The organism is Streptomyces sp. NPDC037083 (assembly GCF_055606485.1).
The window spans coordinates 74,182-94,593 of the sequence record NZ_JBVJSQ010000016.1 but is presented as its reverse complement, the minus strand read 5'-3'; the positions used below and the strand labels follow the sequence as shown (position 1 = coordinate 94,593).

Here is a 20,412-nt window from a genome sequence, read left to right as displayed (position 1 = left end):
GTGGACCCGCGCGTCAGACGGTCCGCGCGATCAGGTACCGGAACACATGGGGCATCCACACCGTTCCGTCGGGCCGCCGGTACGGGTGCAGCGCCTCCGTCACTTCCTTGTCGACCTGCGCCTGGTCCGTCGCCGCGACCGCCGCGTCGAGCAGGCCCGTGGAGAGCAGCCCCTTGAGGGCGCTGTCCACGTCGGCGTACCCGAACGGGCAGGCGACCCGGCCCGATCCGTCCGGCCGCAGCCCGGCCCGCCGGGCGACCTCCTCCAGGTCGTCGCGGAGCGCGGGGCGCAGCCGGACCGTGCCGCGGTCCTGCTCCGCCAGCTTGGCCGCGACCTGCAGCACCGCCGTGGTGGCGCAGCGCTCGGGCGGACCCCAGCCGACGAGCACCACGGGGGCGCCGTGCAGGGCGAGCGGTGTCGCGGCCGTCAGCAGTTCGGTCAGTTCCTCCGTGTCGCCCGCCACGCGTCCGATCGGCTCGAACGCGGTCACCACGGTGTATGCGGTCGGCTGCGCGCCCGGGCCGTCCGTGGGCAGACGGTCGGTGAGCCGGATGTCCGCACGCGCGTGTGCCCCCCAGCTCTCCCGGAGCAGCCGCTCGCGCGCGAGGGCGAGCCGTGCGGGGGAGGAGGACTCGACACCGGTGAGGGCCGCGCCTCTGGAGGCCGCCATCACCAGGGCGAGGCCGGAGCCGCAGCCGAGGGAGAGGAGCCGGGTGTCGGGCCCCACGTCCAGTCGGTCGTGGACGGCCTCGTAGAGCGGAACCAGCATGCGTTCCTGGATCTCGGACCAGTCACGCGCGCGTGCACCCAGATCCGCGCGGGGCCCCGGCCCCGCGTGAGGCAGGTGCTGCCGCACGAGCACAGGTGTCATGGAAAAGCGCCCCAATCCGCCGAGAGTCTGCTGCCGTACCCGATCAGGTGGGCCCCCGTGCGGTGCCTCGCACCGCCCCCGTATGCCAGGTAACTCCCCGTCTGCGGCCGCGTCCAGGGGTCGCGGGGCCCTGCTTGGGGACGGCATGTGCCTGTGGCGAGAATTCACATTCCGGCAACTTGCAGCCGTACCATCGCGCCATGGCAAAGGCTCCCGTTCTCACCCCGCGGGCGGACGACTTCCCTCGCTGGTACCAGGATCTGATCACCAAGGCGGAGCTGGCCGACAACGGCCCGGTGCGCGGCACGATGGTGATCCGGCCGTACGGCTACGGGCTGTGGGAGCGGATGCAGGCGGAGATGGACGCCCGCATCAAGGAGACCGGCGCCGAGAACGCGTACTTCCCACTGCTGATCCCGCAGTCCCACCTCACGCGCGAGGCGGACCATGTCGAGGGTTTCGCGCCCGAGTTGGCCGTGGTCACGCACGGCGGCGGCAAGGAGCTGGAGGAGCCGGCGGTGGTCCGGCCCACCTCCGAGACGATCGTCAACGAGTACTTCTCCAAGTGGGTGCAGAGCTACCGCGACCTGCCGTTGCTGATCAACCAGTGGGCCAACGTGGTCCGTTGGGAGCTGCGGCCCCGCCTCTTCCTGCGCACGTCGGAGTTCCTCTGGCAGGAGGGCCATACCGCGCACGCCACGTACGAGGAGGCCCGCGACTTCGCCGCGCACATCCATCGCGAGGTCTACGGGGACTTCCTGGAGAACGTCCTCGCGATCGACGCCGTCGCCGGCCGCAAGACGGTGAAGGAGCGCTTCGCGGGCGCCGTCAACACGCTCACCCTGGAGAGCATGATGGGCGACGGCAAGGCCCTGCAGATGGTCACCAGTCATGAGCTGGGGCAGAACTTCGCCAGGGCCTTCAACACCCGCTATCTGTCGAAGGACGGCACGCAGGAGCTGGTCTGGCAGACCTCCTGGGGATCGACGACCCGCATGATCGGCGCCCTGGTGATGGCCCACGGCGACGACGACGGGCTGCGGGTGCCGCCGCGGCTGGCGCAGATCCAGGCCGTCGTCCTGGCGGTCAAGGACGACGAGGCGGTTCTGGCCAAGGTCCGCGAGCTGGGCGACCGGCTGAGGGCGGCGGGCGTGCGGGTCCGGATCGACGACCGCACCGACGTCCCCTTCGGGCGGCGCGCCGTCGACTGGGAGCTCAAGGGCGTGCCCGTCCGCATCGAGATCGGGCCCCGTGACCTGGAGAACGGCACGGCGATGCTGGTCCGCCGGATCCCCGGGGGCAAGGAACCAGTGGCGATCGACGGGCTGACGGGTCTGCTGCCGGCCGTCCTGGAGGAGGATCAGGCGCTGCTGCTGCGGCAGTCCCGTGAGCGTCGCGAGTCCCGGACGGCGGACGTCTCCACGATCGAGGAGGCGGCCGAGGTTGCCGTCGCCGGCGGCTGGGCGCGCGTCCCGTGGGCGGTCCTGGGCGAAGAGGGCGAGGCCAGGCTGGCCGAGCGGTCGGTGACCGTACGGTGTCTGGTCGCCGAGGACGGGTCGGTGCCGGTCGACGGGGACGCCCCCGGTAACGTCGCGGTCGTCGCGCGCGCTTACTGAGGCAGAGCCCTCCGCCCGGGAGAGCGGCCGAAACGTCTCTTGCGCCCCTGCGGAACATCAGCACCCGGCGCACGGACTTGGGCTACGCGCCGGGTCGTACGCGGGACTACGCACCAGCTTGGTACGAGCTGTGAGGCTTCTCCGCAGATCAGCGCACCCGCCCTCGTCCGGACGCATGAGTACCGACTGACGGGTACGTGCAAATTATTTGGGATGCCCCGGAATAGGAACACAGGGGCACCCCCGCTCGTTGTCATTACGTGAGCACGACACAGACACCACCAGTTCTCGCCGCAGAGCTGGCAGAGGCGTGGGCCGACATTCAGCGGTACCACCCCGAGCTGCCGGATCTCGCCGCGCCAGAGTCCCTGATCGGGGAGTCGTCGTCCGCCTGCGGTCACGAGCTCTCCTTCGAGCGACTGCTTCACGAGGCAGTCCATGGCATCGCCGCAGCCCGCGGCGTGCGCGACACCTCCCGTGCCGGCCGCTACCACAACCGCAGATTCCTCGCGATCGCCGAGGAACTGGGCCTCGACCACCCCGAGGAACCCCATCCCAGCAGCGGTTTCTCCCTGGTGACGCTCAATCCCGAGGCCAAGCGCCGCTACCGGCCGACCATCGAGCGCCTCCAGCGGGCCCTGAAGGCCCACACGGCGGCCACCTCCGCGGACACCAGCCGCACCTTCCGCGGTCCCGCGGCCCGCCACGGCTCCTCGGGCGGAGGCGTCCGGGTCAAGGCCGTCTGCGACTGCGGGCGCAACGTACGGGTCGTGCCCTCGGTCCTGGCCCAGGCGCCGATCGTGTGCGGAGGCTGCGGCAAACCGTTCCGGATCCCGGAGATCGCCGGCGCGGCGTAGTACCGGACGGGCCCGGCACCGGCATCTCGTGGCTGCCGGTCGACGGCGAGACGCGGGGTGTTCCCGAACCGCGACAGCCGTGCCGCCCCCAGCGCCCCGAGGGCCTGGGGGGATTTCCAGCGGCACGGGTGGGCGCGGTCGGCACCCCGCGGCGCCCGGCCGCGCACCCGGCGCGCGTCCACCGCGCCGCCGGGTGCCGCTGCGGCGTGCCCGGCTGCCGCCGGACCCTCGGCCCGAAGCGACCCGCCGCGTGTGGCACAATGGCTAGCTGTACTCGACAGTCGCACAGGACCCCTCTCTCCTCCGGCTGACGCGTCCATCGGGCACTCGGGTACCGCAACCCCACGCGGCAATCTCGCCGTGCCCAACCACGTCAAAACCAGGAGAACCCACTCCCGTGGCAGTCAAGATCAAGCTGAAGCGTCTGGGCAAGATCCGTTCGCCTCACTACCGCATCGTCGTCGCCGACTCCCGTACCCGTCGTGACGGTCGTGCGATCGAGGAGATCGGCAAGTACCAGCCGACGTACCACCCGTCGATCATCGAGGTCGACGCCGACCGCGTGGCGTACTGGCTGGGCGTCGGCGCGCAGCCGACCGAGCCCGTGCTCGCCATCCTGAAGAAGACCGGCGACTGGCAGAAGTTCAAGGGCGAGCCCGCCCCGGCGCCGCTGCTCGTCGCCGAGCCGAAGAAGGCTCGCCCGTCGTTCGAGGCCCTTGGTGGCGACGACTCGGGCAAGGGTGAGGCCATCACCCAGAAGAAGAAGGCTGAGAAGAAGGACGAGGCTGCCGCCGAGTCCGAGTCGACCGAGGCCTGAGCAGCATGCTCGAAGAGGCGCTTGAGCACCTCGTGAAGGGCATCGTCGACAACCCCGACGATGTGCAGGTCGCCTCGCGCAACCTGCGCCGCGGACGCGTGCTCGAGGTCCGGGTGCACCCGGACGACCTCGGCAAGGTGATCGGCCGCAACGGCCGCACCGCACGCGCTCTGCGCACCGTCGTGGGCGCCATCGGCGGCCGGGGCGTCCGTGTCGACCTCGTCGACGTGGATCACGTCCGCTGACGCGTATCGCAGCACCGGCTCGGGCCGGGGAGGGCCACTGGCCGTCCCCGGCCCGCAGTCGTTACGGCACTCGTGACGACAGGCACGACAGGCACGACAGGAGATCTTGAGAAGTGCAGCTCGTAGTCGCACGGATCGGCCGCGCCCACGGCATCAAGGGCGAGGTCACCGTCGAGGTACGCACCGACGAGCCGGAGCTGCGGCTCGCCCCCGGCGCCGTCCTGTTCACGGAGCCGGCCTCGACCGGCCCGCTGACCATCGAGACGGGCCGCGTCCACAGCGGCCGTCTCCTCCTGCGCTTCGAGGGCGTGCGTGACCGCAACGCCGCCGAAGCCCTGCGCAACACCCTCCTGATCGCCGAGGTCGATCCCGAGGAGCTGCCCGAGGAGGAGGACGAGTACTACGACCACCAGCTGATGGACCTGGACGTGGTGACCAAGGACGGCGCCGAGGTCGGCCGGATCACCGAGATCTCCCACCTGCCCTCCCAGGACCTCTTCATCGTCGAGCGGCCCGACGGCAGCGAGGTGATGATCCCGTTCGTCGAGTCGATCGTCATCGAGATCGACCTCGAGGAGCAGCGGGCCGTCATCGACCCGCCTCCCGGTCTGATCGACGACCGCGCCGAGATCGCCTCCTCCCGCGAGTCGGCCGGGGAAGAGTCCTGATGCGCCTCGACGTCGTCACGATCTTCCCCGAGTACCTCGACCCGCTGAACGTCTCCCTCGTCGGCAAGGCACGCGCGCGTGGCCGGCTGGACGTGCACGTGCACGATCTGCGGGAGTGGACGTACGACCGGCACAACACGGTCGACGACACCCCCTACGGCGGCGGCCCCGGCATGGTCATGAAGACCGACCCCTGGGGCGACGCCCTGGACTCCGTCCTCGCCGACGGCTACGAGCGGGGTTCGCACGCCCCGGCGATCGTCGTCCCCACCCCCAGCGGACGCCCCTTCACCCAGGAACTCGCCGTCGAGCTCTCCGAGCGCCCCTGGCTGATCTTCACGCCGGCCCGCTACGAGGGCATCGACCGGCGGGTCGTCGACGAGTACGCCACCCGGGTCCCCGTCTACGAGGTCTCCATCGGCGACTACGTGCTCGCCGGCGGGGAGGCCGCCGTCCTGGTCGTCACCGAGGCGGTGGCGCGTCTGCTGCCCGGTGTGCTCGGCAACGCCGAGTCCCACCGCGACGACTCCTTCGCCCCCGGCGCCATGGCCAACCTCCTGGAAGGCCCCGTCTACACCAAGCCGCCCGCCTGGCGCGGCCGCGAGATCCCGGAGGTGCTGCTCAGCGGCCACCACGGGAAGATCGCCCGCTGGCGCCGCGACGAGGCCCTGCGGCGCACGACGGCCAACCGGCCCGACCTGATCGAGCGTTGCGACCCCAAGTCCTTCGACAAGAAGGACCGCGAGATGCTCTCCATCCTCGGCTGGGCGCCCGACCCGGAGGGCGAGCCCCACGGTCGATTTTGGCGCAGGACCGAGGGCGTGGAACAATAGGTCGCTGTTGTGCGCCGTCCGGTGTGCGCCCCTGCCACAGGGGGACACGACGCCCGCCTCGACGGGCACACGGCACTCAATCCTCGAACTTCTAGTTCCGTTGATGACCTGTGGCATCAGCGAAGAAAGCAGACGAAATGTCTCACCTGCTCGACTCCGTCGACGCCGCGTCGCTGCGCAGCGACGTCCCGGCCTTCCGCCCGGGTGACACCGTCAACGTCCACGTCCGCGTCATCGAGGGCAACCGCTCCCGTGTGCAGCAGTTCAAGGGCGTTGTGATCCGCCGCCAGGGCGCCGGTGTCCGCGAGACCTTCACGGTCCGCAAGGTCTCCTTCTCCGTCGGCGTCGAGCGCACCTTCCCGGTGCACACCCCGATCGTCGAGAAGATCGAGCTCGTCACCCGCGGTGACGTGCGCCGCGCCAAGCTGTACTACCTCCGTGAGCTGCGCGGCAAGGCCGCGAAGATCAAGGAGAAGCGCGACAACTGAGCGCCTTCCGGGGTTCACAGAGGGGCCGGATAGCATCTGGCCCCGATGGACACCGAAGCTCAGCCGACGACGGAGCGCGATCGCTCCTCCCGCCCTTCCGTACCCGTGGACGTCTCCCAGGAGACCCCGGACCCGGAAGGACCGGAGGGACGGTCGCGTTTCGCGTTGGCGGGGCGGATCACGCAGTGGCTCCCGGGCGGCCGGATCAGCCTGACCCTGCTGGTCTGCCTGCTGTTCCTGCCGCTCCTCGGCGCTTTCGTGGCGCAGCCGTTCCAGATTCCCAGCGGATCCATGGAAAACGGATTGAGGATCGGCGACCGCGTTCTCGTAAATAAGTTGGCGTACCGTTTCGGTGCCGCGCCCCGGCGTGGCGACGTCGTCGTGTTCGACGGCACCGGCTACTTCGGGAACTCCGACTACATCAAGCGCGTCGTGGGTGTAGGGGGAGACCACGTGGTCTGCTGCGACAAGGAGGGGAGGATCCAGGTGAACGGCCGGTCTGTCGACGAGTCGACATTCCTTTATCCCGGCGACAGCCCGTCCACGGTGGACTTCGACGTGGTCGTGCCCGACGGCACGCTGTTCGTCCTCGGCGACCACCGCGGCCGCTCCAGCGACTCGCGGGACCACCTCGGCTCACCGGGCGGCGGCATGATCCCCGTCGACGACGTGATCGGCCGCGCCGACTGGATCGTCTGGCCCTACGCGCACCTCACCCGTCTGTCCCGCCCGGGTGCCTACGCGGGTGTGCCCGGCGCGGAGGGCGCCCATGGGTAACCGCGGCAAACCCCGCGGCGTGCCCAGCTCCGCGGCGGACAACCTCCTGCCCACCGGCTCGCGACGCGCCGCGAGCCCCAGCGGCGGACGCTCGCGCGCGGAGCGGCGCAAGCTGCAGCGCAAGGTCAAGCGCAAGCGCAGGCGCTCGGCCGTCCGGGAGATCCCGCTGCTGGTCGGCGTCGCCGTCCTGATAGCCCTGGTCCTGAAGACCTTCCTCGTCCAGGCCTTCGTGATCCCGTCCGGCTCCATGGAGCAGACGATCCAGATCGGCGACCGCGTCCTGGTCGACAAGTTCACCCCGTGGTTCGGTTCCAGACCCGAGCGCGGGGACGTCGTCGTGTTCAAGGACCCCGGCGGCTGGCTCAACGACGAGCAGACCACCGCGAAGAAGAAGGACCCGGTCGTCGTCAAGCAGCTCAAGGAAGGGCTCACCTTCATCGGTCTGCTGCCGTCCGACAACGAGAAGGACCTCATCAAGCGGGTCGTCGGAGTGGGCGGCGACCGCGTCGTGTGCTGTGACACGCAGGGGCGGGTGACCGTCAACGGCGTTCCCCTGGAAGAGGGGGCCTATCTCTATCCCGGCAACCAGCCCTCCAGCACCCCGTTCGACATCACCGTCCCGCAGGGGCGGTTGTGGGTGATGGGCGACCACCGGGCCAACTCCGCGGACTCGCGGTCCCACCAGAACACCGACTACGGCGGCACCGTCTCGGAGGACGAGGTGGTGGGCCGGGCCATGGTCATCGCCTGGCCCCTGGGTCACTGGGTCCGTCTCAAGGAACCGCAAACTTTCTCATCCGTGACCGGCTCGACTGCCACGGCGACCGCGTCCGCCCGGCTGTCGCATAGTGTTGCACCCGGCGATCCGAACGGATCGATTCGACAACTCCCGAGCCCTGCGGAACTCCCGCTCGTTATGGGAGTGGTGGGCCTGCGTCGTATGTGGGGCAGGCGGCGGCACAGAGTAAGGAGTTGGCGTGGGGGATGTGGCGGTTGGCGCACGGTCCGGGCACGACGGCGAGGATCACCGCGGACACCCCGTGGAAGCCGCCGACCCGGCTCCGGACGGCGTCGTGACCTCCGGGAGTGACCCCGCGGGCGGTGACGGCCCGCCGGCGAGCGAGCCGCCCCGGACCGGGGGTGAGGGCTCGGGCGACCGGACGCCGAAGGCGAAGAAGCCCCGCTCCTTCTGGAAGGAGCTGCCGATCCTGATCGGCATCGCGCTCGTCCTCGCGCTGTTGATCAAGACGTTCCTGGTGCAGGCGTTCTCCATCCCGTCGGCCTCGATGGAGAACACCCTCAAGATCGGCGACCGGGTCCTCGTGGACAAACTGACCCCGTGGTTCGGCTCCGAGCCGGAGCGCGGCGAGGTCGTCGTCTTCCACGACCCCGACGACTGGCTGGCCGGCGAGAACACCGCCAACCCGAACGCCTTCCAGACCGTCCTCAGCTGGATCGGCCTGATGCCGTCCGCCGAGGAGAAGGACCTGATCAAGCGGGTCATCGGCGTCGGCGGCGACACCGTCTCCTGCAAGGGCACGGGCCCGCTCACGGTCAACGGCAAGGCTCTGAACGAGCCCTACGTGTACCCCGGCAACACCCCGTGCAGCCAGGACGACCAGGGCGGCCAGTTCACGGTGAAGGTCCCCAAGGGCTCCGTCTGGGTGATGGGCGACCACCGCCAGAACTCCCGCGACTCGCGCTACAACCAGTCGGACAAGAACCACGGCATGGTGCCCGTGGACCAGGTCGTCGGGCGCGCCATCGTCAAGGCATGGCCGATCAGCCACTGGGGCACGCTGCCGGTGCCGGACACCTTCGACCAGTACGGACTGAGCGACCAGTCCGCGGCGTCCGCGGCCCTGACGGCCGCACCCGGGGGCCTCGCCCTCGTCGGCTCGGTGCCGGTGGTGCTGTGGCGTCGCCGCAGGGAACGCGGCTCCGAGACCCGCTGACCTTCCGCCTCCCGCTCGGCAAACCCTTTCCCAAGCTTGCGACCGAGGCTGTGAAGACCCGGGACCAAGGGCTGACCCGGTTCGGTACCGCCGGGTAGGGTGCGGATCCATGGGTGGCGAGAGCACTACGCGTACGGCCCCGCACAGCGGCGGTGGCACCAGCAACGGCCCGGTGGGCAGCCGGACCGGACAGCTTCTGTCCGGCCTGGCCGTCGCACTGGGCCTGGTGCTGTTCCTCGGCGGATTCGGCTGGGCAGCCCTGGTCTACCGGCCGTACACCGTGCCCACCAGTTCCATGAGCCCGACCATCGCCGCCGGCGACCGCGTGCTGGCCGAGCGGGTCGACGGCGGCGAGGTGCGCCGCGGGGACGTCGTCGTCTTCACCGACAAGACCTGGGCGAGCAACGCGCCCGTGGTCAAGCGCGTGGTCGCGGTCGGCGGCGACACGGTCGCCTGCTGCACCGACGGCAAGCTGACCGTCAACGGCGAGCAGATCGAAGAACCGTATCTGCCCCCGGGCACCCTGGCCGAGATCAAGAACTTCCCGACCGTGAAGGTCCCCGACGGCAGGCTCTTCCTGCTCGGCGACGAGCGGCAGGGCTCGCTGGACTCGACCGCCCACCTCACGGACGCGGCCCAGGGCACGGTGGCGCGCAGCGCCGTCAAGGCCCGCGTCGACGCCGTCGTCTGGCCCATGGACGGCATGCTCAAGCGGCCGACGGGCTTCGAGACCCTCGGCGCCCTCTCCGAGCCCGGCCCGCTGGCCATGATCGGCTGGCTGATCGTCGTCGGGGCGGTGCTGGTCCTCGGCGGCGGCGCGTACGGGCCGATCGCCAAGCGGACGTCGGGCCGCCGCGACCGCGTGCGGCCGGAGTCCGCCGGTGCCCGCTGAGGCCGACGAGCCGACGGGGACGAGCGCCGACTCCTACGAGGGCGGGCTGCGCAAGGTCGCCAGGGTCGTCCTTCTCGACCCGCGGGACCGCATCCTGCTGCTGCACGGCCATGAGCCGGACGATCCGGCGAACGACTGGTGGTTCACCCCCGGCGGCGGGGTGGAGGGCGACGAGACCCGTGAAGAGGCCGCTCTGCGGGAACTCGTCGAGGAGACCGGCATCACCGAGGTCGAGCTGGGCCCGGTGCTGTGGCGCCGGATGTGCTCCTTCCCGTTCGCGGGCCGACGCTGGGACCAGGACGAGTGGTACTACCTGGCCCGCACGACCGTGACGGCGACCCGGGCGACGGCCCTGACCGAGCTGGAGCGGCGCAGTGTCGCCGGAGCGCGTTGGTGGACGTGTCAGGAACTGACCCAGGCACATGAGACGGTGTATCCGACCAGACTCGCCGAGCTGCTGTGCAAGCTGTTGGACGAAGGTCTCCCGGCCGGACCCGTAACCCTTGACACGGAAATCGTCTAGGGGCGCGCGGGACTGGCGCACAATGGGGAGATCGCACGGCTGAAGGGGAACATGCCATGAGCGCCGAGGACCTCGAGAAGTACGAGACCGAGATGGAGCTGAAGCTCTACCGGGAGTACCGCGACGTCGTCGGTCTGTTCAAATACGTGATCGAGACCGAGCGGCGCTTCTACCTCACCAACGACTACGAGATGCAGGTGCACTCGGTCCAGGGCGAGGTGTTCTTCGAGGTGTCGATGGCGGACGCCTGGGTGTGGGACATGTACCGGCCGGCCCGGTTCGTGAAGCAGGTGCGGGTGCTCACGTTCAAGGACGTGAACATCGAGGAGCTGAACAAGAGCGATCTGGAGCTCCCGGGCAGCTGAGATCGCCTGAGCCCGTCTCCCGCACGCCCGTGTGAGTGACGGGGTTGTCCACAGCCGCCGGGTTCTCCACCAAGATCCTTTTCGTGGCGGCGGATGCGTGAGCGTGGGTGCCGGAGGTGGTGCCCACATGAACACGCACACGGATCTGGCCCGAGGCGCGCTCGGCAGGTACGGCGAGGATCTGGCCGCACGGCGGCTGGCCGAGGCCGGGATGACGGTCCTGGAGCGCAACTGGCGCTGCGGCAGGAACGGCGAGATCGACATCGTCGCCCGGGACGGCGACGTCCTGGTCGTCTGCGAGGTGAAGACCCGCCGGGGCGGCGCGTTCCAGCACCCGATGGCGGCGGTGACGCCGGAGAAGGCCGAGCGGCTGCGCGCTCTCGCCGCGCGGTGGATCCAGGCGCACGGGGGAGCCCCACCGGGCGGCGTCCGCATCGACCTCGTCGGGGTGGTCCTGCCCAGCCGCGGAGCGGCCGTCGTCGAGCACGCGCGGGGGGTGGCCTGAGATGGGGTTCGCGCGTACGTGCTCGGTGGCGCTGGTGGGCGTCGAAGGGGTCGTGGTCGAGGTCCAGGCCGACCTGGAACCCGGAGTGGCCGCGTTCACGCTGGTGGGGCTGCCGGACAAGAGCCTGAGCGAGAGCCGGGACCGGGTGCGGGCCGCGGTGGTGAACTCGGGCGGCGAGTGGCCGCAGAAGAAGCTCACCGTCGGACTCAGCCCGGCCTCGGTGCCCAAGGGCGGATCGGGCTTCGACCTCGCCGTCGCCTGCGCCGTGCTCGGCGCGGCCGAACGGATCGACCCGAGGGTCCTCGCCGACATCGTGATGATCGGGGAACTGGGCCTGGACGGACGGGTGCGCCCGGTCCGGGGCATCCTCCCCGCGGTGCTGGCCGCGGCCGACGCCGGATACGAACAGGTGGTGGTGCCGGAGTGCGCCGCCGCCGAGGCGTCACTGGTACCGGGCGTCTCCGTGCTCGGGGTGCGCAGCCTGCGGCAACTGATCGCCGTCCTCGCGGACGAGCCCGTGCCCGACGAGGAGCCCGACGAGGCGGGCCGTCCGGATCCGCTCATGGCCGGCCTGCGGATGCCCGGCACCGGCGCGGCCACCGGCATGCACAGCATGGGCGCCGCCCAGCAGGACCAGGAACACGACCTCGCGGACGTCGTCGGCCAGCGCTCGGCGCGCACCGCGGTCGAGGTGGCCGCCGCCGGCGGACACCACCTCTTCCTGGAAGGGCCGCCGGGAGCGGGAAAGACCATGCTCGCCGAGCGCCTGCCGGCGGTTCTGCCCCGGTTGAGCAGGCAGGAGTCGCTGGAGGTCACGGCGGTGCACTCGGTGGCCGGACTGCTGCCGCCGGGCAAGCCCCTCATCGACGTGCCCCCGTACTGCGCCCCGCACCACTCGGCCACGATGCAGTCGCTGGTCGGGGGAGGTCCCGGGGGCGCCCGCCCCGGCGCCGTCTCCCTGGCGCACCGCGGGGTGCTCTTCCTCGACGAGACCCCGGAATTCGGCAGCCACGCCCTCGACGCCCTGCGCCAGCCGCTGGAGGCGGGCCATGTGGTGATCGCGCGAAGCGCCGGCGTGGTGCGGTTCCCGGCCCGGTTCCTGATGGTGCTCGCCGCCAACCCGTGCCCCTGCGGCCGGTTCTCGCAGCGGGACACCCTGTGCGAGTGTCCGCCCTCCGCGATCCGCCGGTACCAGGCACGACTGTCCGGCCCCCTGCTCGACCGGGTCGACCTGAGGGTCGAGGTCGACCCGGTCAGCCGGGCCGAGCTCGCCCACCGCGGCCCCGGTGGTGAGTCCACGGCCACCGTCGCCGACCGGGTGCGGGCCGCCCGCGAGCGGGCGGCGGCCCGGCTGGCGGGCACTCCATGGCGGACCAACAGCGAAGTGCCGGGCCGTGAGCTGCGCAGTCGCTGGCACGCCGCGACCGGGGCCATGGACGAGGCGGAGCGCAACCTGGAGCGCGGGATGCTGACCGCCCGGGGACTCGACCGCGTGCTGCGCGTCGCCTGGACCGTCGCCGACCTCGTCGGCCACGACCGGCCCGACACGATGGACGTGGCCCTTGCCCTGCAACTGCGCACGGGCGTGCCGCGCGGGGTCCCGATGGTTCTCGGGGCGCTGACGTGAACGGCGGCGGCGCACCGGTCGACGACCGGCTCGCCCGCGTCTTCCTCGGGCGCGTCGTCGAGCCAGGGGACGAGGTGGGTGGGCAGTGGGTGCGGGAGCGGGGCGTCCTGGAGGTGGTACGCCGGCTGTGTGGCGACGGCGAGCCGCTGCCCGGGGTGACCGCGCGGCGGTGGGCCGGGATGCGGGCGCGGGCCGCGCGGGCCGAACCGGAACGGGATCTGGCCGTCGCCCGGGAGGCCGGGGTGCGCTACGTGTGCCCCGGCGACGCCGAGTGGCCGGGAACGCTGGACGAGCTCGGGGACGCCCGGCCGCTGGGGCTGTGGGTACGGGGGCGGCCCAGTCTGCGGATGTGGGCGCTGCGGTCGGTCGCCGTCGTCGGCGCCCGCGCCTGCACCGAGTACGGCGCCCACATGGCGGCCGCCCTGTCCTGCGGACTCGCCGAACGAGGGTGGGTGGTGGTGTCCGGCGGGGCCTACGGGGTCGACGGCGCCGCCCACCGGGGCGCCCTCGGAGCGGGCGGCGCCACCGTCGCCGTCCTCGCCTGCGGGGTCGACCGGCCCTACCCGAGCGGCCACACGGAGCTGATCGGCCGCATCGCCCAACAGGGACTGGTGGTCGGGGAGTTGCCGCCCGGAGACCATCCCACCCCGAGCAGATTCATCCTGCGCAACCGGGTGATCGCCGCGCTCACCCGGGGCACGGTCGTCGTCGAGGCCGCCTACCGCAGCGGCTCGCTGGTCACCGCACGGGCGGCGCAGCGGCTGGGGCGGCACACCATGGGAGTCCCCGGACCGGCCACCAGCAGCCTGTCGGCAGGGGTGCACGAGCTGCTGCGGGGCGAGGCCGTGCTGGTCACCGACGCGGCGGAGGTCGTCGAGCTGGTCGGAGACATGGGCGAGCTCGCTCCGGACCGGCGGGGGCCGGTGCTGCCGCGCGATCTGCTGGAGCCGGACGCCCGTCGCGTCCTGGCCGCGCTCCCCGCCCGGCGGCCCGCGGCGGCCGACGAGATCGCCCGCGAGGCCCGGACCACACCGGACGACGCCATCGCCAGGCTGTACGAGCTCAGAGCGCTGGGCTACGTCGAACGACACGGCGACGGCTGGAAGTTGACACGCCAGGCGATGGTCTCCGTTCGAGGGGGTCGTCCTCCGTGTTGACCCGGGGGGTTCGGCCGTCCGGGGGAATGCCGAAAGCCTTGGGAATTCAGGTAGTTGACCCGCCTCGGCGGTCACCCGCAGCGATCGCGGCGGCCCTGGAGGGCGCTCAGCGGAACGTATCTGCGTACCGGTCGGGGCCCGCCCTTCGCGCACCGCGACACCACAGTCACGCTACGCTCACGAGGATTCCGGCACAGAACGGCACCACTGCACCACGCGGTACCCACCACACGCACTTCACGGCAGAACGGCACAAGGCGACGAATGCCCCAGCACACCTCCGGGTCCGACCGGGCGGCTATCCCCCCAGCCGCCCGTGACGGTGGCAGCGTGCGGCCGCCCGCTCCCTCGACGCTCGACGAGCTGTGGCGGTCGTACAAGGCGACGGGGGACGAGCGGCTGCGCGAACAGCTGATCCTGCACTACTCGCCGCTGGTGAAGTACGTGGCGGGACGGGTGAGCGTCGGGCTGCCGCCGAACGTGGAGCAGGCCGACTTCGTCTCCTCCGGGGTCTTCGGACTGATCGACGCGATCGAGAAGTTCGACATCGGCCGGGAGATCAAGTTCGAGACGTACGCGATCACCCGGATCCGCGGCGCGATGATCGACGAGCTGCGGGCCCTGGACTGGATCCCGCGGTCGGTGCGGCAGAAGGCGCGCAACGTGGAGCGCGCCTACGCGACGCTGGAGGCACGGCTGCGGCGGACGCCGTCGGAGTGCGAGGTGGCCGCCGAGCTGGGCATCGCGGTGGACGAACTGCACGCCGTGTTCAGTCAGTTGTCGCTGGCCAACGTGGTGGCGCTGGAGGAGCTGCTGCACGTCGGGGGTGAGGACGGGGACGGCCTCAGCTTCATGGACACCCTCGAGGACACCGCCGCCGACAACCCCGTGGAGGTGGCCGAGGACCGGGAGCTCAGACGGTTTCTGGCCCGGGCGATCAACACGCTGCCCGACCGGGAGAAGAAGGTCGTCACGCTGTACTACTACGAGGGGCTGACGCTCGCGGAGATCGGCAACGTGCTGGGCGTGACCGAGAGCAGGGTCAGTCAGATCCACACCAAGTCCGTTCTCCAGTTGCGTGCGAAACTGGCGAGCTTCGGTCGTTGACCCGGGCCGGCCCGGGCCCGCGGCCGGTTCCGCCAGGAGTACGGCCGCGGTCACTCCCGCCGGGGGCGCAGCGTCCGTAGAGTGGTTGACGTGCCAAGGATTCGAGCGGCCTCCGTGGCCGAGCACCGGTCGATGCAGCGTGCCGCCCTCCTGGACGCGGCACGCTCCCTGTTGTCCGAGGGCGGGACGGAGGCGCTGACCTTCCCGGCCCTCGCCGAGCGGACGGGGCTCGCGCGCTCCTCCGTGTACGAGTACTTCCGGTCACGGGCCGCCGTGGTCGAGGAGCTGTGCGAGGTCGACTTCCCCGTGTGGGCCGCCGAGGTCGAGGCGGCCATGGCCGCGGCCGACGGGGCGCAGGCCAAGATCGAGGCGTATGTACGGCGCCAGCTCGCGCTGGTCGGCGACCGGCGCCACCGGGCCGTCGTGGCGATCTCGGCGAGCGAACTGGACGCCGCGGCCCGGGAGAAGATCCGGGCGGCCCACGGCGGGCTCGTGGCCATGATCGGGGAGGCCCTGGCGGAACTGGGGCACCCGCAGCCCCGGCTGGCGGCCATGCTTCTGCAGGGAGTCGTCGACGCGGCCGTGCGCCGGATCGAGCTCGGAGCCGCGGAGGACCCCGCGGCGATCACGGATGCGGCGGTGGCGATGGCGCTGCGCGGGGTCGGCGGCTGAGGAACTGACGGGCGGGGAGCTGGTGGCCGGCGACCGAGGAGCCGGTGCCGACGACCGGGGAACGGGTGGCTGAGGACCCAGTGGCCGGGGAGCCGACGGCTGCCGGAGCTGGCAGCCGGGGAGACGGCGACCGGCGGCCGGGTAGGCCGTGGCTGAGGATCCGGTGGCCGACGACCGGGGAACGGGCGGTTAAGGAGCCGGTGGCCTGGCGCCCGGCGGTCGGGGAGCCAATGGCCGACGCCCGCGGGGAGCACACGGCTGAGAAGCTGACGGCCGGGAAACCGACGGCCGTTGACCGAGGAGCTGACGGCCGGGAACCGACGGCCGATGCCCGGCGGCTGGGGAGCCGATGGCTGAGGAGCCGGTGGCCGACGACTGGGGAGCCGCGGTTGAGGACCCGGTCGCCGACCCCGGTGGCCGGGGAGCCGACGGCTGAGGAGCCGGCGGCTGAGGTGACCCGACGGCTGAGGACCCGGCGTCTGAGGACCCGGCCGCCGCGGAGGTGGTGGTCCGGTCACGGTAGGGGTACGCCGAGCACCGGCAGCAGCCGTGACGGGCCCCTCCGCCACAGCCACGGGGGCAGCAGCGACAGCGGGTCCAGATAGGCCCCGCCTCTCAGCAGCCCCCAGTGCACGCAGGCGTGCGGGCAGTGCGAGCCCGTCGGTTCCACCGTGCCGACGACCTGCCCCGGAGTCACCTCGTCGCCCTTGCGCACCGACGCCCGTACCGGCTCGTACGTCGTCCGCAGGGGAGGCTCGCCCGTCCCCGTGAGTTCCACCGCGACGACGCCCCTGCCCGCCACCTGGCCGGCGAAGGACACCCGCCCGGCGGCCACGGCCCTCACCGGGGCGTTCGGAGCGGCCGCCAGGTCGACCCCCCGGTGGCCGCGGGCGTACGGCGTCGCCGGGGGATCCCAGCCGCGGACCACCGTCGGGCGCGTGCCCACCGGCCAGACCCGACCCACCGCCGGGACGGCAGAGACAGTTGGGCCGGTTGGGGTTGAAGGGATCGAAGGGGCTGGAGGAACCGACGGGGCTGGAGAGGTCGAGAGGGCAGCCGGGGCAGCCGGGGCAGCCGGGGCCGGTGGGGGCTCCGGGGTCCGGGGCGGGGCCTGCGGGTTCGCCCACGCCACGGACGCCAGCGTCATGATCGTCAGGAGCGGCGCCAGGCCGCCGAGGCATCGCTTCGCACGCATGGGAGAACCGTTCCGCATCCCGCCGGTCAGGGCCCCGGGCCTGTGGACCGCCCACCGGTTGTGGACAGCGGCGTCACCCGGTACCTCGCGGGTCACGTACACTTCTTCTGGCGATCCGGGTCACCGGGTCGACTTCGCACGCCCCGGTATCGGGGGCCGGCTCCGGCCGGTCTTCCGGTACTCGCGCCCCTCGGTCCTCAGCGGCTCGGCGCATCGCGGGCGTCAGGCGCGGGAGCCGTCCGGCCCCTGCGGCACAACCGAGAAAAACAAGGAGAACGGCCATGGCCGTCGTCACGATGCGGGAGCTGCTGGAAAGCGGCGTCCACTTCGGTCACCAGACCCGTCGCTGGAACCCGAAGATGAAGCGCTTCATCTTCACCGAGCGCAACGGCATCTACATCATCGACCTGCTCCAGTCGCTGTCGTACATCGACCGCGCCTACGAGTTCGTCAAGGAGACCGTCGCCCACGGCGGCACGGTCATGTTCGTCGGCACGAAGAAGCAGGCGCAGGAGGCCATCGCCGAGCAGGCCACCCGCGTCGGCATGCCCTACGTCAACCAGCGCTGGCTGGGCGGCATGCTCACCAACTTCTCGACCGTCTACAAGCGTCTGCAGCGCCTCAAGGAGCTCGAGCTCATCGACTTCGAGGACGTCGCCGCCTCGGGTCTGACGAAGAAGGAGCTCCTGGTCCTCTCGCGTGAGAAGGCCAAGCTGGAGAAGACCCTCGGCGGTATCCGCGAGATGTCCAAGGTGCCCAGCGCCGTCTGGATCGTGGACACCAAGAAGGAGCACATCGCGGTCGGCGAGGCCCGGAAGCTCAACATCCCGGTCGTCGCCATCCTCGACACCAACTGCGACCCCGACGAGGTCGACTACAAGATCCCGGGCAACGACGACGCGATCCGCTCCGTCACCCTGCTCACCCGCGTGATCGCCGACGCCGTCGCCGAGGGCCTCATCTCCCGCTCCGGCGTCGCCACCGGCGACAAGGGCGACAAGGCCGCCGGCGAGCCGCTGGCCGCCTGGGAGCGCGACCTGCTCGAGGGCGAGAAGAAGGCCGACGCCGAGAAGGCGGACGACGCCGCCGAGAAGCCGGCCGAGGCCGCCGCTGAGGCCGAGGCCCCGGCTGCCGAGGCTGAGGCTCCCGCCGCCGAGGCCGTCGAGGCCCCCGCCGCCGAGGCCGCCCCCGCCGCCGAGGCCGCTCCGGCCGCCGAGGGCGAGTAGGCCTGAGTCAGGCCGTGAGCCGTGCGGTCGCCTCGCGTCCGCACGGCCCAGGGACGAAGTGACGGCGGGGGGCGCCGAGTGCGCCGCCCGCCGTTCACCCACAGCCCCCAGATCTTCGTAGATCTTCGAGACTTCGAACTCCGAGAGAGATTCACAGATCATGGCGAACTACACCGCCGCTGACGTCAAGAAGCTCCGTGAGCTCACCGGCGCCGGCATGATGGACTGCAAGAAGGCGCTGGACGAGGCCGAGGGCAACGTCGACAAGGCCGTCGAAGCGCTCCGGATCAAGGGCCAGAAGGGCGTCGCCAAGCGCGAGGGCCGCTCCGCCGAGAACGGCGCCGTGGTCTCGATCATCGCCGACGACAACTCCTCCGGCGTCCTCGTCGAGCTGAAGTGCGAGACGGACTTCGTCGCCAAGGGTGACAAGTTCCAGGCCGTCGCCACCGCGATCGCCGAGCACGTCGCCAAGACCGCCCCGGCCGACATCGAGGCGCTCCTCGCCTCCGAGATCGAGCCCGGCAAGACCGTCCAGGCGTTCGTGGACGAGGCCAACGCCAACCTCGGCGAGAAGATCGTGCTGGACCGCTTCGCGCAGTTCACCGACGGTTACGTCACCGCCTACATGCACCGCACGATGCCCGACCTGCCCCCGCAGATCGGTGTCCTCGTCGAGCTGGACAAGCCGAACGCGGAGATCGCCAAGGGCGTCGCCCAGCACATCGCCGCCTTCGCGCCGAAGTACCTCTCCAAGGAGGACGTGCCGGCCGAGGTCGTCGAGTCCGAGCGCCGCGTCGCCGAGGAGACCACCCGCGCCGAGGGCAAGCCCGAGGCCGCCCTGCCGAAGATCGTCGAGGGTCGCCTCAACGGCTTCTTCAAGGACGCCACGCTGCTCGGTCAGCCGTACGCGCTCGACAACAAGAAGTCCGTCCAGAAGGTCCTGGACGAGGCCGGTGTCACCCTGAAGCGCTTCACGCGCATCAAGGTCGGCATCTGAGTCCGTACCGCGATCGACGCGTCGGCCCGATAGGGTCGGGTGCAGTCGTCCGGTACGCCGTCACGCGCACGTGTGACGGACGACAGCAGATCTGACGAGGAGGCCATTGCCGCGCACGGGTTGCCCACGACACCCCACCGGCAATGGCCTTCTTCGTATGTGCACCACGTGAAAGAGGCGGGATCTCCCATGACCACCAAGGCCGAGAAGAGCGACGACGGCAAAGTACGCGGCCGGTTTCTGCTGAAGCTGTCCGGAGAGGCGTTCGCCGGTGGCGGCGGCCTGGGCGTGGACCCCGACGTGGTGCACAAGATCGCCCGGGAGATCGCGGCCGTCGTCCGTGACGGCGCCGAGATCGCGGTCGTCATCGGCGGCGGCAACTTCTTCCGCGGCGCCGAACTCCAGGTGCGCGGCATGGACCGGGCCCGTTCGGACTACATGGGCATGCTCGGCACGGTCATGAACTGCCTCGCCCTCCAGGACTTCCTGGAGAAGGAGGGCATCGACAGCCGCGTGCAGACCGCCATCACCATGGGCCAGGTCGCCGAGCCGTACATCCCGCTGCGCGCCGTGCGCCACCTGGAGAAGGGCCGCGTGGTCATCTTCGGCGCCGGCATGGGCATGCCGTACTTCTCGACCGACACCACCGCCGCGCAGCGCGCCCTGGAGATCGACGCCGAGGCGCTGCTGATGGGCAAGAACGGCGTGGACGGCGTCTACGACTCCGACCCGAAGACCAACCCGGCGGCCGTCAAGTTCGACGCCCTCGGCTACGGCGAGGTCATCACGCGCGAGCTGAAGGTCGCCGACGCCACCGCCGTCACGCTGTGCCGCGACAACAAGCTGCCGATCCTCGTCTTCGAGCTTCTCGCCGAGGGCAATATCGCTCGCGCCGTCAAGGGTGAGAAGATCGGCACGCTTGTGGGTGAGCAAGGCAGCCGGTCCTGATCGGTGGAACCGCGGTTTCGTACGACAACACCTGACCGGGGGACGGACCCTGGTCGGGGGATGGACAATGT

Annotated in this window: 23 protein-coding genes; 21 read left to right on the top strand and 2 right to left on the bottom strand. The window is 71.2% G+C overall.

Going from position 1 to position 20,412, the window contains the following annotated elements:
* Positions 1-13: 13 nt before the first annotated feature.
* Positions 14-871, bottom strand: a complete 858-nt coding sequence (locus tag ACZ7DE_RS34425) for an SAM-dependent methyltransferase (RefSeq protein WP_470768166.1) — start codon at positions 869-871, stop codon at positions 14-16.
* Positions 872-1,071: 200 nt separating this feature from the next.
* Here ACZ7DE_RS34425 and proS point away from each other — a divergent pair, with 200 nt between their 5' ends.
* From proS to ACZ7DE_RS34335, 18 genes are all read left to right on the top strand, one after another.
* Positions 1,072-2,487 carry a proline--tRNA ligase gene (proS, locus tag ACZ7DE_RS34420; protein ID WP_470768164.1) on the top strand — a complete coding sequence of 472 codons (1,416 nt, stop codon included), beginning with the start codon at positions 1,072-1,074 and terminating at the stop codon, positions 2,485-2,487.
* 260 nt (positions 2,488-2,747) lie between these two features.
* The gene (locus tag ACZ7DE_RS34415; protein ID WP_470768162.1) at positions 2,748-3,344 is read left to right on the top strand and encodes a hypothetical protein; all 597 of its coding nucleotides are present in this window, start codon (positions 2,748-2,750) and stop codon (positions 3,342-3,344) included.
* 397 nt (positions 3,345-3,741) lie between these two features.
* Entirely contained in the window at positions 3,742-4,161 is a 420-nt protein-coding gene (gene rpsP / locus ACZ7DE_RS34410) for a 30S ribosomal protein S16 (RefSeq protein WP_470768160.1), read from the top strand.
* 5 nt (positions 4,162-4,166) lie between these two features.
* Complete coding sequence (locus ACZ7DE_RS34405; protein WP_003973401.1) at positions 4,167-4,406, top strand: RNA-binding protein; 240 nt, start codon at positions 4,167-4,169, stop codon at positions 4,404-4,406.
* Between the two features lie 113 nt (positions 4,407-4,519).
* A complete protein-coding gene (gene rimM, locus ACZ7DE_RS34400) occupies positions 4,520-5,074 on the top strand; it encodes a ribosome maturation factor RimM (RefSeq protein WP_470768158.1) in 555 nt (184 codons plus the stop codon).
* Complete coding sequence (trmD, locus tag ACZ7DE_RS34395; RefSeq protein ID WP_470768156.1) at positions 5,074-5,907, top strand: tRNA (guanosine(37)-N1)-methyltransferase TrmD; 834 nt, start codon at positions 5,074-5,076, stop codon at positions 5,905-5,907. Before rimM ends, trmD begins: the two co-directional genes overlap by 1 nt.
* Before the next feature lie 137 nt (positions 5,908-6,044).
* Positions 6,045-6,395, top strand: coding sequence for a 50S ribosomal protein L19 (rplS, locus tag ACZ7DE_RS34390; RefSeq protein ID WP_020128707.1), 351 nt, complete (start codon positions 6,045-6,047; stop codon positions 6,393-6,395).
* A 45-nt stretch (positions 6,396-6,440) separates the two neighbouring features.
* Positions 6,441-7,172, top strand: coding sequence for a signal peptidase I (lepB, locus tag ACZ7DE_RS34385; RefSeq protein WP_470768153.1), 732 nt, complete (start codon positions 6,441-6,443; stop codon positions 7,170-7,172).
* Positions 7,165-8,262: a signal peptidase I gene (lepB, locus tag ACZ7DE_RS34380; RefSeq protein ID WP_470768151.1), complete on the top strand. Its 1,098-nt coding sequence runs from the start codon at positions 7,165-7,167 to the stop codon at positions 8,260-8,262. Before lepB (ACZ7DE_RS34385) ends, lepB (ACZ7DE_RS34380) begins: the two co-directional genes overlap by 8 nt.
* Positions 8,150-9,127, top strand: a complete 978-nt coding sequence (gene lepB, locus ACZ7DE_RS34375) for a signal peptidase I (protein WP_470768149.1) — start codon at positions 8,150-8,152, stop codon at positions 9,125-9,127. The genes lepB (ACZ7DE_RS34380) and lepB (ACZ7DE_RS34375) overlap by 113 nt, the downstream gene beginning before the upstream one ends.
* Positions 9,128-9,236: 109 nt before the next feature.
* Positions 9,237-10,019 carry a signal peptidase I gene (gene lepB / locus ACZ7DE_RS34370; protein ID WP_470768147.1) on the top strand — a complete coding sequence of 261 codons (783 nt, stop codon included), beginning with the start codon at positions 9,237-9,239 and terminating at the stop codon, positions 10,017-10,019.
* Positions 10,009-10,542, top strand: coding sequence for an NUDIX hydrolase (locus tag ACZ7DE_RS34365; protein WP_470768145.1), 534 nt, complete (start codon positions 10,009-10,011; stop codon positions 10,540-10,542). The genes lepB (ACZ7DE_RS34370) and ACZ7DE_RS34365 overlap by 11 nt, the downstream gene beginning before the upstream one ends.
* Positions 10,543-10,598: 56 nt before the next feature.
* The gene (locus ACZ7DE_RS34360) at positions 10,599-10,907 is read left to right on the top strand and encodes a DUF2469 domain-containing protein (protein WP_005311352.1); all 309 of its coding nucleotides are present in this window, start codon (positions 10,599-10,601) and stop codon (positions 10,905-10,907) included.
* Between the two features lie 127 nt (positions 10,908-11,034).
* Positions 11,035-11,412, top strand: coding sequence for a YraN family protein (locus ACZ7DE_RS34355; RefSeq protein WP_470768143.1), 378 nt, complete (start codon positions 11,035-11,037; stop codon positions 11,410-11,412).
* 1 nt (position 11,413) lies between these two features.
* Positions 11,414-13,039, top strand: a complete 1,626-nt coding sequence (locus ACZ7DE_RS34350) for a YifB family Mg chelatase-like AAA ATPase (RefSeq protein ID WP_470768141.1) — start codon at positions 11,414-11,416, stop codon at positions 13,037-13,039.
* A complete protein-coding gene (gene dprA / locus ACZ7DE_RS34345; RefSeq protein ID WP_470768139.1) occupies positions 13,036-14,196 on the top strand; it encodes a DNA-processing protein DprA in 1,161 nt (386 codons plus the stop codon). Before ACZ7DE_RS34350 ends, dprA begins: the two co-directional genes overlap by 4 nt.
* 264 nt (positions 14,197-14,460) lie before the next feature.
* Complete coding sequence (gene whiG / locus ACZ7DE_RS34340; RefSeq protein WP_470768137.1) at positions 14,461-15,303, top strand: RNA polymerase sigma factor WhiG; 843 nt, start codon at positions 14,461-14,463, stop codon at positions 15,301-15,303.
* Positions 15,304-15,417: 114 nt separating this feature from the next.
* Positions 15,418-15,975 (top strand): TetR/AcrR family transcriptional regulator, encoded by a 558-nt coding sequence (locus ACZ7DE_RS34335; protein ID WP_470768452.1) that lies wholly within the window; start codon positions 15,418-15,420, stop codon positions 15,973-15,975.
* A gap of 514 nt (positions 15,976-16,489) precedes the next feature.
* Here the strand turns inward: ACZ7DE_RS34335 and ACZ7DE_RS34330 are convergent.
* Positions 16,490-17,170, bottom strand: a complete 681-nt coding sequence (locus ACZ7DE_RS34330) for a M23 family metallopeptidase (RefSeq protein ID WP_470768135.1) — start codon at positions 17,168-17,170, stop codon at positions 16,490-16,492.
* Between the two features lie 281 nt (positions 17,171-17,451).
* Here ACZ7DE_RS34330 and rpsB point away from each other — a divergent pair, with 281 nt between their 5' ends.
* From rpsB to pyrH, 3 genes are all read left to right on the top strand, one after another.
* Positions 17,452-18,396, top strand: coding sequence for a 30S ribosomal protein S2 (gene rpsB, locus ACZ7DE_RS34325; protein WP_470768133.1), 945 nt, complete (start codon positions 17,452-17,454; stop codon positions 18,394-18,396).
* 160 nt (positions 18,397-18,556) lie between these two features.
* Complete coding sequence (gene tsf, locus ACZ7DE_RS34320) at positions 18,557-19,393, top strand: translation elongation factor Ts (protein ID WP_470768131.1); 837 nt, start codon at positions 18,557-18,559, stop codon at positions 19,391-19,393.
* Between the two features lie 189 nt (positions 19,394-19,582).
* A complete protein-coding gene (gene pyrH, locus ACZ7DE_RS34315; protein WP_470768129.1) occupies positions 19,583-20,341 on the top strand; it encodes a UMP kinase in 759 nt (252 codons plus the stop codon).
* Positions 20,342-20,412 lie beyond the last annotated feature (71 nt).